Annotated in this window: 14 protein-coding genes; 6 read left to right on the forward strand and 8 right to left on the reverse strand. The window is 72.0% G+C overall.

The features are described 5' to 3' along the window. Positions 1 to 13: 13 nt before the first annotated feature. Positions 14 to 646 (reverse strand): NADPH-dependent FMN reductase, encoded by a 633-nt coding sequence (locus ACIA73_RS10635; protein ID WP_399437974.1) that lies wholly within the window; start codon positions 644 to 646, stop codon positions 14 to 16. Positions 647 to 983: 337 nt separating this feature from the next. On the opposite strand from ACIA73_RS10635, the gene ACIA73_RS10640 reads away from it, so the two are divergent. Both ACIA73_RS10640 and ACIA73_RS10645 read left to right on the forward strand, forming a co-directional pair. Continuing rightward, entirely contained in the window at positions 984 to 1574 is a 591-nt protein-coding gene (locus ACIA73_RS10640) for a hypothetical protein (protein WP_399437975.1), read from the forward strand. Between the two features lie 85 nt (positions 1575 to 1659). Next, a complete protein-coding gene (locus ACIA73_RS10645) occupies positions 1660 to 2475 on the forward strand; it encodes a class F sortase (RefSeq protein WP_399437976.1) in 816 nt (271 codons plus the stop codon). On the opposite strand, the gene ACIA73_RS10650 is transcribed toward ACIA73_RS10645, so the two are convergent. The 3 genes from ACIA73_RS10650 to ACIA73_RS10660 all read right to left on the reverse strand — a co-directional run bounded on the left by ACIA73_RS10650 (position 2432) and on the right by ACIA73_RS10660 (position 4900). Beyond that, positions 2432 to 3214, reverse strand: coding sequence for a sulfite exporter TauE/SafE family protein (locus ACIA73_RS10650; RefSeq protein WP_399437977.1), 783 nt, complete (start codon positions 3212 to 3214; stop codon positions 2432 to 2434). The genes ACIA73_RS10645 and ACIA73_RS10650 overlap by 44 nt on opposite strands. A 37-nt stretch (positions 3215 to 3251) precedes the next feature. Continuing rightward, positions 3252 to 3455: a hypothetical protein gene (locus ACIA73_RS10655; protein ID WP_399437978.1), complete on the reverse strand. Its 204-nt coding sequence runs from the start codon at positions 3453 to 3455 to the stop codon at positions 3252 to 3254. Between the two features lie 122 nt (positions 3456 to 3577). Further along, positions 3578 to 4900: a ferric reductase-like transmembrane domain-containing protein gene (locus ACIA73_RS10660; RefSeq protein ID WP_399438062.1), complete on the reverse strand. Its 1323-nt coding sequence runs from the start codon at positions 4898 to 4900 to the stop codon at positions 3578 to 3580. Between the two features lie 258 nt (positions 4901 to 5158). On the opposite strand from ACIA73_RS10660, the gene ACIA73_RS10665 reads away from it, so the two are divergent. Further along, entirely contained in the window at positions 5159 to 5482 is a 324-nt protein-coding gene (locus tag ACIA73_RS10665; protein ID WP_399437979.1) for a putative quinol monooxygenase, read from the forward strand. A gap of 167 nt (positions 5483 to 5649) precedes the next feature. On the opposite strand, the gene ACIA73_RS10670 is transcribed toward ACIA73_RS10665, so the two are convergent. From ACIA73_RS10670 to ACIA73_RS10680, 3 genes are read right to left on the reverse strand one after another with little or no spacing between them, the layout of a single operon-like run. Further along, positions 5650 to 6348, reverse strand: a complete 699-nt coding sequence (locus ACIA73_RS10670) for a response regulator transcription factor (protein ID WP_399437980.1) — start codon at positions 6346 to 6348, stop codon at positions 5650 to 5652. A gap of 32 nt (positions 6349 to 6380) precedes the next feature. Further along, positions 6381 to 7676 carry a sensor histidine kinase gene (locus ACIA73_RS10675; protein WP_399437981.1) on the reverse strand — a complete coding sequence of 432 codons (1296 nt, stop codon included), beginning with the start codon at positions 7674 to 7676 and terminating at the stop codon, positions 6381 to 6383. Between the two features lie 8 nt (positions 7677 to 7684). Further along, positions 7685 to 8359 carry a sensor domain-containing protein gene (locus tag ACIA73_RS10680; RefSeq protein ID WP_399437982.1) on the reverse strand — a complete coding sequence of 225 codons (675 nt, stop codon included), beginning with the start codon at positions 8357 to 8359 and terminating at the stop codon, positions 7685 to 7687. 114 nt (positions 8360 to 8473) lie between these two features. Between ACIA73_RS10680 and ACIA73_RS10685 the strand changes: the two genes are divergently transcribed. After that, positions 8474 to 9430, forward strand: coding sequence for an SDR family NAD(P)-dependent oxidoreductase (locus ACIA73_RS10685; protein WP_399437983.1), 957 nt, complete (start codon positions 8474 to 8476; stop codon positions 9428 to 9430). 97 nt (positions 9431 to 9527) lie between these two features. Here ACIA73_RS10685 and ACIA73_RS10690 read toward each other — a convergent pair whose 3' ends face one another. Continuing rightward, a complete protein-coding gene (locus ACIA73_RS10690) occupies positions 9528 to 9941 on the reverse strand; it encodes a VOC family protein (RefSeq protein WP_399437984.1) in 414 nt (137 codons plus the stop codon). Between the two features lie 102 nt (positions 9942 to 10043). On the opposite strand from ACIA73_RS10690, the gene ACIA73_RS10695 reads away from it, so the two are divergent. Continuing rightward, a complete protein-coding gene (locus ACIA73_RS10695; RefSeq protein ID WP_399437985.1) occupies positions 10044 to 10667 on the forward strand; it encodes a hypothetical protein in 624 nt (207 codons plus the stop codon). 262 nt (positions 10668 to 10929) lie between these two features. Continuing rightward, complete coding sequence (locus ACIA73_RS10700) at positions 10930 to 12231, forward strand: ABC transporter substrate-binding protein (RefSeq protein ID WP_399437987.1); 1302 nt, start codon at positions 10930 to 10932, stop codon at positions 12229 to 12231. The last annotated feature ends 4 nt before the right edge of the window (positions 12232 to 12235 follow it).

Consider the following 12235-nt stretch of genomic DNA (forward strand, 5'->3'; position numbering starts at 1 on the left):
GTCCTCAGTGTCATCAGGCCGAGAAGGCGCGGACGGACTTGGCGTCGCGGAGCGCGTGCGCCCACCAGCTGAGCTGGTTCAGCAGGGACTTGGCGGCGGTGTTGCATGCCTCGGGGTCGGTGTGCACGCCGTCCTCGTCGAACTGGCCCCACGGCCCGTGGAAGGAGACGGTGTCGCGCAGGGTCATGGTGTGCAGCTCGGCGAAGACCTGCCGCAGGTGCTCGACCGCGCGCAGGCCGCCGGAGAGGCCGCCGTAGGAGACGAAGCCGAGGGGCTTGGCGTGCCATTCGGCGCCGTGCCAGTCGATGAGGTTCTTGAGGCCGGCGGGGTAGGAGTGGTTGTACTCGGGGGTGATGACGACGAAGGCGTCGGCCGCCGCCAACTTGGCCGAGGTCTTGGCGAGTTCGGCCCGTACGGCGCCGGTGGGGTTGAAGGAGAGCGCGGTCGGCAGCTCGACCTCGGCCACGTCGACGACATCGACCTCCAGGCCGCCGAACTCCTCGGCCCGGGAGAGGAACCACTGGGAGATGACCGGGGCGAAGCGCCCCTCGCGGTTGCTGGCGACGATGACGGCGACCCGAATGGGCTTGTCGGAAGGGGAGTTGGCGGGGGCGGTGGATGCGGATGCGGTGCTCGTGAGGTCCATGTGGAGAAGACTCCGACCTCAAGCGGGCTTGAGGTCAAGCGCGGCTGGGAATCTTCTTTTTTTCCGGGTGGTCGGGGGCGGCCGGAATCCCCCTCTCCACCCGCTGCCTCCGCTCGGAGCTCCCCCTTTCGCCCCGCCCCGTCACCCATTCGGCCCGGCCCCCTTCCTGAGCCCCCGTCACCTCTCTGACCTGCCATAACGGCCCGGCGTATGAGTGAAGCAGCACCCCCCGACCCGTCCCGGTACGCCGTCTCGGCAGGCGCGGCAGGCCCGGCGCCGCTTATCTCGGAGGGAGAGATACGTCGACGCCGCGAGCGGTACGCCTTCGGAGGACCCCATGCGCAAGCCCCCCGCCCGACCCCGCCACCGCGCCCGGCCCACCCTCGTGGCGCTGGCCGCGACCGCGGTGCTCGCGCTGGGCGCGGCCGGTGCGACGGGTACGGCGGGGGTGGCGCACGCGGAGGACACCGCCGCCGGGCAACTGGAGTTCACCCCGGAGACCGTGTCCCCCGGCACCGAGGTCACCGTCAACACCACCGCGTGCGGGCCGGGCGGCTCGGGCAGCGGCGACGCGTCCTCGCTCGGTGTCGGCGGCTTCACCGTGGAGACGGCCACCCACAAGGAAGTGCTGGTCGGCAAGTTCACCGTGCCGTCCCACGCGGTCAAGGGCGAGTACCGGATCAGCGTGTCCTGCACGGACGGGGTGAAGTCGGCCGAGGCCGATCTGTGGGTGACGGCGGGAGGGCCGGATTCCGGCTCCCCCAGCCCGTACCACTCCGGCCCCACCGGTCACGTCCGCACCGGTGCCGGCGGCGTCTCGCGCCCCGACACCCCCCAGATCGCGGCGGGAGCGGCCGTGCTGGTCGCGTCCGCCGTGGGCGGCACCTGGCTGCTGCGTCGCCGGGCGAGGGAGACGCAGCACCGCTGAACCGCCGCCGTCCCGTGTTCCCGCCCTTCACCATGAGCTCCGGGCGGGAACGCGGGCCGTACGCACGACTGGGAGTGCTCCCCCTATGCAGATGACTCCGCCCGACCGGCCCCCGAAGCGCCGGACGCAGGCGCACCGAGCCCCGGCGCACCCGGCCGCCGACCGGCCCGCCGCCGATCCCGCCCGGCTGCGCACCCAGTGCGCCCTGGTCACGATCGCCGCGCTCAGCGGGCTGTGGCTGATCCAGGACGGATCGGCGGACTCCACAGCGCCGCCGCAGCCCAGTGCGGCCGAGGCGTTCGCACCGGGCCGCGCGGACCGGTCGGGGGCGCGGACCGGTGAACAGCCCGCGGCGGCCACCGCGACCGCCCCACTGCCGCCGTCCGACCCGGTGCGGCTGCGCATCCCGCAGATCCGGGTGGACACCCCGGTGATGCGGCTGGGACTCGACGCCGGGGGCGGTCTCGACGTACCGCCGGAAGGAAATCCGAACCTCGCGGGCTGGTACCAGGACGGCACTGCGCCCGGGGCCGCCGGAACCGCGATCGTCGCAGGTCACGTGGACACCACGAGCGGGCCCGCGGTCTTTTACCGCCTCGGTTCACTGCGCAAGGGCCACACCCTGGAGGTACTGCGCGAGGACGGCCGTACCGCCGTCTTCAGCATCGACGCGATCGAGGTGTACGACGCCGAGGACTTCCCGGACCGCAAGGTCTACGGCAAGTCGCCGCGCCCCGAACTCAGGGTGATCACCTGCGGCGGCGGCTTCGTCGAAGGCAAGGGCTACCGGGGCAATGTGGTCGCGTACGCCCACCTCACGGGGGTGAAGGGCGCGGCAGCCGCGGGGCCCTTTGGCCTCACGCCACCCACTGGTCGTACGCAAGCTTCGCGACCAGCGTGAAGACGACCACCAGCAGCACCACCCGGACGAATCCACTGCCCTTCTTGAGCGCGGTGCGTGCGCCGAACATGCCGCCCGCCAGGTTGAACACGGCCATCAGCAGCGCGAGTTGCCACAGCACGTAGCCCTGGTAGGCGAACATCGCGAGCGCACCGGCGTTGGTGCAGACGTTGACGATCTTCGCGGTGGCGGAGGCGGTGACCATGTCGAAGTGCAGGATCGCGGTCAGGGCGAGCACCAGGAAGGTGCCGGTGCCCGGCCCGAACAGACCGTCGTAGAAGCCGATTCCGCAGCCCGCGAGGAGAATCGCGGCGAGGATCCGCTGCTTGCCGACGGGGCCGGTGGCAGGGGCGGTGCCGAAGTTCGGGCGGAAGATCACGAAGGTTCCGACGCCCACCAGCACCACCATGATCATGGGGCGCATGACCTCGTTGCTGATCCCGGCGGCAAAGAACGCCCCGGTCATCGAGCCGGCGAGGGCGGCCAGCCCGATCCGTACCGCGATCCTCACGTCGATCGGGGCCTTGCGGATGTAGGTGATGGCCGCGCCGGTGGTTCCCACGATGGCCACCGCCTTGTTGGTGCCGAGCGCGAAGGTGCTCGCCATGTTGGCCGGCAGCCCCATGACCAGCGCGGGAAGCAGGAGCAGTCCGCCGCCGCCGACCACCGCGTCGACCCATCCGGCGGCGGCTGCCGCCAGGCAGAGCAGGATCACCGCGGTGACCGAGATATCAGGCATGATCAGGACAGTACGGGGCTCAAGTGCCGTGCACCACTTACTTGATGGAAAGTTGAGCAAGCCCGGCGCCGCTCACCGGGGGCACCCGGTCGGGGGCCGGCGGCGCGGCGGGCTCGACGGCGACGGCGAGGAAGGTCGCGGCCAGCGCGCTCGCCCCGAAGAGACCTGCGGCGACCTGGCGGCGGGCACGGGCGGTCATGACCGCGGTACGGGCGGGGACGGGTCTGCGGTGGCGTGCCACGGTGACTCCTGGGGTGGGTGGGGTGCGGGGTGTGCGGTGTGCGGTGCGCGCTGTGCGGTGCGCGAGGGGGACTTACGGCCCGGCGGGCGGGGGGAGGCCGTACGGCGTGGAAGACGTACGGCCTAGAAGCTGAAGACCTCCGCGTGGATACGGGACGCGGGCACACCCGCCCGTACCAGTGAGGCCGTCGCCGCGTCCGCCATCCCGGGCGGCCCACACAGGTAGACGTCGTGCTCGGCGAGGTCGGGCAGCAGGGCGCGCAGGGCCCGCGGGGCGAGCGGGTCGTACGCCGCTGCTGAGGATCCGAGCAGGAAGTGCAGCCCGGCGTCCCTGACCCTGGCGATCTCCTCCAGTTCGGCCCGCAGCACCAACTGCCCCGCGTTGTTGGCCCGGTAGAGAAGCGTCAGCTCTCCCGGCCCGCCCGGCAGCGTCTCGAAGAGTGCCCGCATCGGGGTGATCCCGACGCCGCCCGCGAGCAGCAGCACCTTGCGCCGGGTCCTGCGGTGCGCGGTCATCGCCCCGAACGGACCGGTCGCCAGGACCCGCGTCCCGACGCGAAGCCGCCGCAGCCTGCGGGTGTGGTCCCCGGCCGCCTTCACCGTGATCCGCAGCGTGTCGTCCTTCACCGGCGCCGACAGCGAGAACGGCAGCGCGGTGTGCCACACCCGCCGTTGCAGGAAACGCCACCGGAAGAACTGACCCGCCTCGGCCCGCAGTTCGTCGAGCCCGATGCCCTGCACCACCACCGACACCACCCCGGGCGCCTCGTCCCGCACCTCGGACACCCGCAGGCTGTGCCGCAACGCCTGCCGCACCGGCACCACCGCCCGGTACCAGACCAGCAGCACCGCCACGCTCGCGTGCATCATCGCCCACACCCACACCACCACCGGGCTGCCCGCCACGTCGGGCCCGGCCAGCTGGTGCACGAAGGCGAGCGCGGCACCGAGGTAGGTCAGCAGGTGCACGGCCCGCCAGGTCTCGTGCCGCACCTTCCCGCGGACGCTCCGGGCCGAGGTGATGCCCACGGCCGCCAGCAGCAGCGTCCCCAGCGCGGCGGCCAGCACGCCCCCGTACCCGAGCAGCTCCGCCCCGGCCGTGAACAGGTCCGCGCCCCCGTGCGCGGCGTAACCGCACAGCGCCAGCAGCCCGTGCCCGGCGCACAGCGTGAGCACATACCGCCCGCCCCGTGCGTGCCACCTGGCCAGCAGGTCCGCGCCGACGCCGTGCTCGACGGCGGGCACCCGTGCCATCAGGAAGAGCATCACCAGCACCCCGTATCCGGCGAGCAGCCCGCTGAGATGCGCCCCGGACGCGAGAAGCACATCGAGCCGGAACGACGGTTCCGCCTGCGCACCCCACAGCACGCAGACCGCCCCGAGCCCGGCGACGATGCCGGTCCGGACGGTACGGGGGGTCAGACGCGGCGGCACGTCCAGGGCCACCGCGGCGGACCCGGCACCCCACGGGGCGGCGCCGGCGGGAGCGGTGGGGGCGGCGGCGGCCTCCCTGCTGGACAGATAGGCCGCCAGGGCAGGGTAGGAGTCCGGGTCCGTCCGCGGTGGGGTGGCCTCGATCGTCACGTCCGGCAGACTAGGCGCCCGGGCCGGGCGAAAACGCTGGTCAGAGCAGTGCGGCCGATCCTTAAGGCGGCCTTGAGGAAGGGCTGAAGGACGGTTAACCAGCGGGCCTAGAATGGGTCAATGATCTTTATTGTCGTGAAGTTCCCCGTTAAGCCCGAGTACGCCGATTCCTGGATGCAGCACGTGGAGGCGTTCACCACCGCGACGCGTGCCGAGGCCGGAAACCTGTGGTTCGAGTGGTCCCGCAGCGTCGAGGACCCCACCTCCTTCACCCTGGTCGAGGCGTTCCAGGACGACGCGGCCTCCGCACACGTCGACTCGGACCACTTCCGCGCGGCCATGAAGACGATGCAGCCGCTGCTGCGCCGCACCCCGGAGATCGTCAGCACGACGATCGAGGGCCAGGCCGGGTGGAGCGAGATGGGCGAGCTGACGGTCGGCTGAGGCCATTGCGGGGGGCGGCTTCCGGACCCGCCGCTTCCGGACCCGCCCCCTCTGTCTGTCTCCACCGCTCGGAGCATCTGCCCCGCCCCCTCGGACCCCGCCCCCTCGGACCCCGCCCCCTCGGAGCGCCGCTGTCACCGCCCCGCCCCGGGTCGGGGCAGCGGCGCTCACCCCTCCAGATACCTCAGCACCGCCAGCACCCTCCGGTGGCCGCCCTCCTCCACCGCGAGCCCCAGCTTGGCGAAGATGTTCCCCACGTGCTTCTCGACGGCGCGCTCGGTGACCATGAACTTGTCCGCGATCGCCTGGTTGGTCAGCCCCTGCGCCATCAGTCCGAGCACCTCGCGCTCGCGCGCAGTCAGCTCGTCCAGTGCGCGGTGCCGTCTGCTGGCGCCGAAGAGCTGGGACACCACCTCCGGGTCGAGCGCGGTGCCGCCCGCCGCGACCCGCCCGATCGCGTCCACGAACTCCCCGACGTCGACGACCCGCTCCTTCAGCAGATAGCCGACCCCGGCGCCGCCCCTGCCACCTCCGCCGCCGCCGAGCAGCTCCGCCGCGTACCGCGTCTCGACGTACTGCGAGAAGATCAGCACCCCGACGCCCGGCCGGGTCCGCCGGATCTCCACCGCCGCCCGCAGCCCTTCGTCCGTCTGCGTCGGCGGCATCCGTACGTCGATCACCGCCGCGTCCGGCGCGTGCTCGGCCACCGCCGCCAGCAGCGCCTCGGCGTCGCCGACCGCCGCCACCACCTCCACGCCGCGCATCGACAGCAGTTGCACGAGGCCGTCGCGCAGGAGTGCGGAATCCTCGGCGATCACGACGCGCAGGGGCGGCGGGACGGGCGTCGAAGCGGGATGCGAAGGCATGGGCGGGTGGACTCCCTCGGGCGGTTGCGCCCCTACCGGAAGGGCAGCACGACAGCGATCACCGTAGGCCCACCGGCCGGACTGTCGCACTCCAGCGTGCCGTCCACCGCCCTGATCCGCCCCAGCAGCCCGCTCAGCCCACTGCCCGCCCCGACCACCGCTCCCCCGCACCCGTCGTCCCGCACCTCCAGCCTCAACCTTCCCGCCTCTGCGGCCACTTCGACCTCCACCGCGCCGGCCCCACTGTGCTTGGCCGCGTTGGCCAGCAGCTCGGCGGCGCAGAAGTAGGCGATGGATTCCAGCGCAGGGGAGGGCCGTTCGGTGATCCCCACCCGTACGGTCACGGCCAGCGGGGAGTCGGCGGCCAGGGTGGCGAGTGCGGCGTCGAGCCCCTGGTCGAGGACCGGCGGGTGGATGCCCTTGACCAGGTGGCGGAGGTCGACGACGGCCTGTTTGGCGTGAGACCGGGCCCTCTCGACGACGGCCAGCACCTGTTCCTTGTCCGCGCCGTCCGTGACCAGTTCGCGGATCATGGTGAGGTGCATGCCGAGGCCGACGAGCCGGACCTGGGTGCCGTCGTGCAGGTCGCGTTCGATCCGGCGCAGGGTGGCCGCCGCGTCCTCGACGGCCTGGGCGCGGGTCTCCTCCAGGGTGCGGATGCGCCGGTCGGCGGCGCCGGGACCGAGGAGTGCGCGCAGGACGGTCCCGTACGGTACGAGGGCCCGGCGGACCAGCCAGGGGGCGACCGCGAGCAGCAGCACCCCCAGGGCGACGACCGCCGGCCACCTCGGCCAGCTGTCCATCTGGACGCCGAAGAGTTCCAGGGAGACCCGCCGCTCGGTTCCGTCGCTCCCCCGCACGGTCGAGAAGTTGACGTGCTTGAGCAGCGGGTGGAGGAGGAAGAGGATGCCGTACGCGTAGCCGACCGTCACCGCCAGCACGGCGGGCAGCGCCAGCAGGGGGGCGGCGAAGGCCCAGCCGACGGCCCGCCAGCCGGCCCGGTCGGTGAGGGCGGTGCGTCGCCACCCGAGGAGCCCGCCGGCCTGTGGGCGTACGGGCTCCTCGATCTCCACACCCAACAGCCCTCGGGAAAGGGCGCGTTGGGCCACACCCAGCCCGGCCGCCCCGCGTACGGTCAGGGCGATCAGCCACGGCCCGAGCGCCGTGACGGCCAGGATGCCCCCGGCCAGCAGCCCGGCGAGCACCAGCGCCATGCCCGTCAGGGCGAACGGCCAAGCGAGCAGGGCGTACAGCAGGACCTTGGCGTGAGGCAGAACCCTGACCCGGGGGAAGAGGCGGCGGACCCGGGGGAAGAGGCGGCGGCGCATGGTGACCACTAAAGCTGATGGATGATCGGCACGGACAGCAGCCCGCAGAGCGCGGCCACCGCCACCGCGATCCCGATGGCCCGCCCGAGCCCGGCCCGGTCCTTCCCCAGCAGCCCGGCCACCAGCCGCACCTGGAGCGCGGCGAACCCCTTGGCGACCCACGGCGTCAGCAGCAGGAAGCCCACCCCGCCGGCCAGCCCGTGCACCGCCCACGCTCCGGCCATGGTGGGGCCGCCCCAGGAATCGGTGGGGTCGTTGCCGGGCCGCAGCGGATAGCCGAGGTTGATGGCGACGACGAACCAGAAGAAGCCGACCACGACCGCCCCGACGAGTGCCAGCGGCACCTGGAGCAGCGCGTGCGCCACCCCCGGGAGCCAGGTCCGCTCACGGGGTTCGGTCGCGGGCCCCTCCCCCAGCACCCTTTGCGCCAGACCGAATTGAATTCTCGCGACCGGTCCGCCGACGAGGGCGAGCGGGAGGCAGAGCAGCCCGACGGGCAGGGCGAGGAGGAGGTAGGCGACCCCGCGCCAGGTCCTGGCACGGAACGGCTCCCGGAGGATTTCCGTGGCGCCGGGGAAGCGGCGCCCGGGGTGCGGCGAGGTCGCGGAGGAGGGGGAGACGGGGGCGGGGGCCGGGATCGGGGAGGCGGCGGTGCCGGGGGCCGTGCTCGTGTCGATGTCCATGCCTCAAGGCTGGCGGCCGTACGCCCTGGACTCGACCGTGCCAGCACGGAAGCCCGGGGTTCGGTTTACCCCACCCCCGGCCGCCCGGCCCACCCCCGCTCGTACGCTGACCGGATGACTACCGGCTGGAACGCGACCGACATCCCCGACCAGAGCGGCCGCATCGCGATCGTCACCGGCGCGAACAGCGGCATCGGGCTGGTCACCGCCCGGGAGCTCGCCCGTCGCGGCGCACAGGTGATCCTCGCGTGCCGCGACGAGCGGCGCGGCCGGGGCGCCGAGGAACGGATCCGGGCCGAAGTCCCGGGCGCCCGGGTGGAGTTCAGGCCGCTGGACCTGGCCGACCTGTCCTCGGTACGGGAGTTCTCGGCGTCGTACGGCAAGGAGAGCGGGGGCGGCGCATCCGGGGGCAGCGGCGAGGCAGGCAGCAGCGGCGCATCCGGGGGCAGCGGCGAGGCAGGCAGCGGCGAGGCAGGCGGCAGCGGGGGCTCCCCCCGCCTGGACCTGCTGATCAACAACGCCGGTGTGATGGCACTCCCCCAGGGACGTACCGCCGACGGCTTCGAGACCCAGTTCGGTGTCAACCACCTCGGCCACTTCGCCCTCACCGGGCTTCTGCTGCCCCACCTGCTGGCCACCCCCGGCGCCCGGGTGGTCAGCGTCTCCAGCGGGGCGCACGCCCTCGCCAATGTCGAGATCGGTGATCTCAACAGCGAGCGCCGCTACCGCCGTTGGCCGGCCTACGCCCGGCCCAAGACGGCCAATCTTCTCTTCATCCACGAACTGGCCCGGCGCCTGGCCGGGGAGAGCGACCTGGTCGCGGCCGCCGCGCACCCGGGCTACGCCCGCACCAATCTGATGGCGGCCGGCCCCGCATGGAGGGCCGAAAGCAGGTGGAACGGATCTTCGAGCTGGGCGGGCGCCTCATCGCGCAGAGCCCCGAGTCCGGCGCCCTGCCCACCCTGTACGCCGCCACCGCCCCCGGGGTGCGCCCCGACTCCTTCACCGGCACCCGCCTGCCGCGCCGGCGCGGTGCCCCCGCCCCGTCCTGGCGGGCGCCCTGGACCCTGAACGATGTCGCGGGCGAACGGCTGTGGGCGGCGTCGGAGCAGCTCACCGGGGTGACGTATCCGGCACTGCGGCGGGAGATCTGAGAGGCCGGGACGGCTCAGCCCTGGACCATCGACGGGTCCATCCACATGATCTCCCAGTTGTGCCCGTCCAGGTCCTGGAAGGAGCGGCCGTACATCGTGCCGTAGTCCTGCGCGTCCTTGGACGGCGTGGCACCGGCCGCCAGGGCCGCGTCGCACAGCTCGTCGACCTTGGCGCGGCTCTCGGCACTCAGGGCGATGAGTGCCTCCGCGTGGGTCGAGGAGTCAGCGATGTCCTTCGGGGTGAACTCCTTGAAGCGGGGCTCGCTCAGCAGCATCACCACGATGGTCTCGCTGATGACGACGGACGTGGTCTTCTCGTCGCTGAACTGCTTGTTGTGCGAGAAACCCAGCTGGGCGAAGAAGTGCTTGGAAGCCTCGACGTCCTTGACGGGAAGGTTCACGAAGATCATCTGCTGGTACTGCGACATCGTCTCTCTCGTCTCTCTCGTCCGGCGCGGCCCCTGTGCCGCCGCCTTTCACAGATGTAGACCGGGGGTGATCCGCATACTCATCGCTCCCCGGGAAGAAAAATGGCACAGATTTCGAACGACGGCCTCCCGGACGGCCGAACCCCTCCGCAAACCCCCGCCAAGCCCAGCAGGAGGATCACCGAGAAGCTCTCCGGAGAGGCCCTGCACGCCGAAACCGGCAAGGACTGGCCCGCCTGGTTCGCCGTACTCGACGCCTGGAACGCCACCGCCCGCACCCACACCGAGATCGCCCGCCATCTCGTCGAGGCGCACGGTATGGCCGGCTGGTACGCCCAGTCCGTCACCGTCGGTTACGAGCAGGAGCGCGGCCTGCGCCAACCCGGTCAGTCGTCGACCGGCGTATGGCAGACCAGCGCGTCGCGCACCCTCCGCGCCGACCCGGCCCGCACCCTGGCGGCGTTCACCGACGACGCGGTACGCCGCCGCTGGCTCCCGGGGGACGGATTCGCCCTCCGCACCCACCGGCCCGCCAAGTCCCTGACCGCCGACCTCGCCCGTCCGGGCCTCGCGGGCCGCCTCTCCGTGGGCGTCACCCCCAGGGGCACCGACCGCACCCTGCTCGCCGTCGGCCACACCAAGCTCGCGGACGCCGACGCGGTGGCGGCGGCCAAGGCCTTCTGGAAGGACCGCCTCCAGGCCCTCAAGGATCTCCTGGAACCCTAGCCGGGGCGGCCCCTGGCCAGGGCGGCCGAAGCGGTACGGCTTCCGCAGCACCGCGCACACGATGTCCGGTCAGGGCAGCCGCACGGCGCTGACTGAGCCTGCTGAACTGCTGAGCCTGACCGGCTCCGGGGTCTGACGGGCGTCCCCGCACAGCGACATACCGCCGCAACACACTGGCCGTAAAACCGCTGCATGGTTGATCGTTGGGCTGTCCCGCTTCACGATGGCCCGGTCCGACGAGCAACCACTGGGGGAACAATCCATGTCCATCAGTCGCAGAAACCTCCTCGCCGCAGGCTCCGGCCTCGCCCTGACCGGCGCGCTCACCGCCTGCGGTTCCAACACCGGTCGCGGGGACGGTGGTTCCGGCGGCGCAACGGGTGGTTCGGGAGGTACCGGCGGGGGCGATCTCGCCCAGTGGTACCACCAGTACGGCGAGCCCGGCACCGAGCAGGCGGTGCGGCGTTACGCGGCGGCGTACAAGAAGACCAAGGTCACCGTGCAGTGGCGGCCCGGCAACTACGACCAGCAGACCGCCGCCGCCCTGCTCACCGACGGCGGCCCGGATGTCTTCGAGGTCAACGGCCCGACGCTGGACCAGATCCGGGGCGGCCAGGTCGTCGACCTCACCGATCTGTTCGCGGGGGTCAAGGACGACTTCAACCCGGCCGTGCTCGCCCCGAAGACGTACGAGGGAAAGATCTATTCGATCCCACAGGTCGTCGACATGCAGCTGCTCTTCTACCGCAAGAGCATGCTGAAGAAGGTCAATCTCCAGCCACCGCGCACCCTCGACGAACTGGTGAACGCGGCGAAGGAGTTGACCGAGGCGGGCGACAGGAAGACCAAGGGGCTCTTCCTCGGTAACGACGGCGGCGCCGGTTCGCTCGGCGGCACCCCGCTCTACGCCGCCGGGCTCTCACTGATCACCGAGGACGGCAAGGTCGGTTTCGACGACCCGTCGGCCGCCCGTGCGCTCGGCAAGCTGCGCCAGTTGTACGCCGACAAGTCGCTGCTGCTCGGTGCGCCCACGGACTGGTCCGATCCCTCCGCGTTCATCCAGGGGCTGACCGCGATGCAGTGGTCGGGGCTGTGGGCGCTGCCCGCGGTGCAGAAGGCACTCGGGGACGACTTCGGGGTGCTGCCGTTCCCCAAGGAGGGCGGCAGCGGGAAGCCTTCGGTGCCGGTCGGGGCGTACGGGGCGGCGGTGAGTGCGCGCAGCAAGCAGCAGGCGGCCGCCAAGGAATACATCAAGTGGTTGTGGATCGAGCAGGAGGAGTTCCAGACAGACTTCGCCCTGTCGTACGGCTTCCACATTCCGGCCCGTGTCTCGCTGGCCCAGAAGGCGTCGAAGCTGAAGGACGGCGCGGCGGCGGACGCGGTGAGGTTCGCCACCGACAACGGTTACGCGCAGCCGCTGCTGTGGACGCCGGCCGGCCAGAGCGCGTACCAGGACGCGCTGAGCCGCATCATCAAGGACGGCGCGAACCCGGACACCGAACTGAAGACAGTCGTGCGCAAGACCAACGAAGAACTTCAGCGAGTGAAGAAGAAGTCTTCGTGAGCGC

The organism is Streptomyces sp. NPDC051561 (assembly GCF_044454195.1).
Classification (GTDB): domain Bacteria; phylum Actinomycetota; class Actinomycetes; order Streptomycetales; family Streptomycetaceae; genus Streptomyces.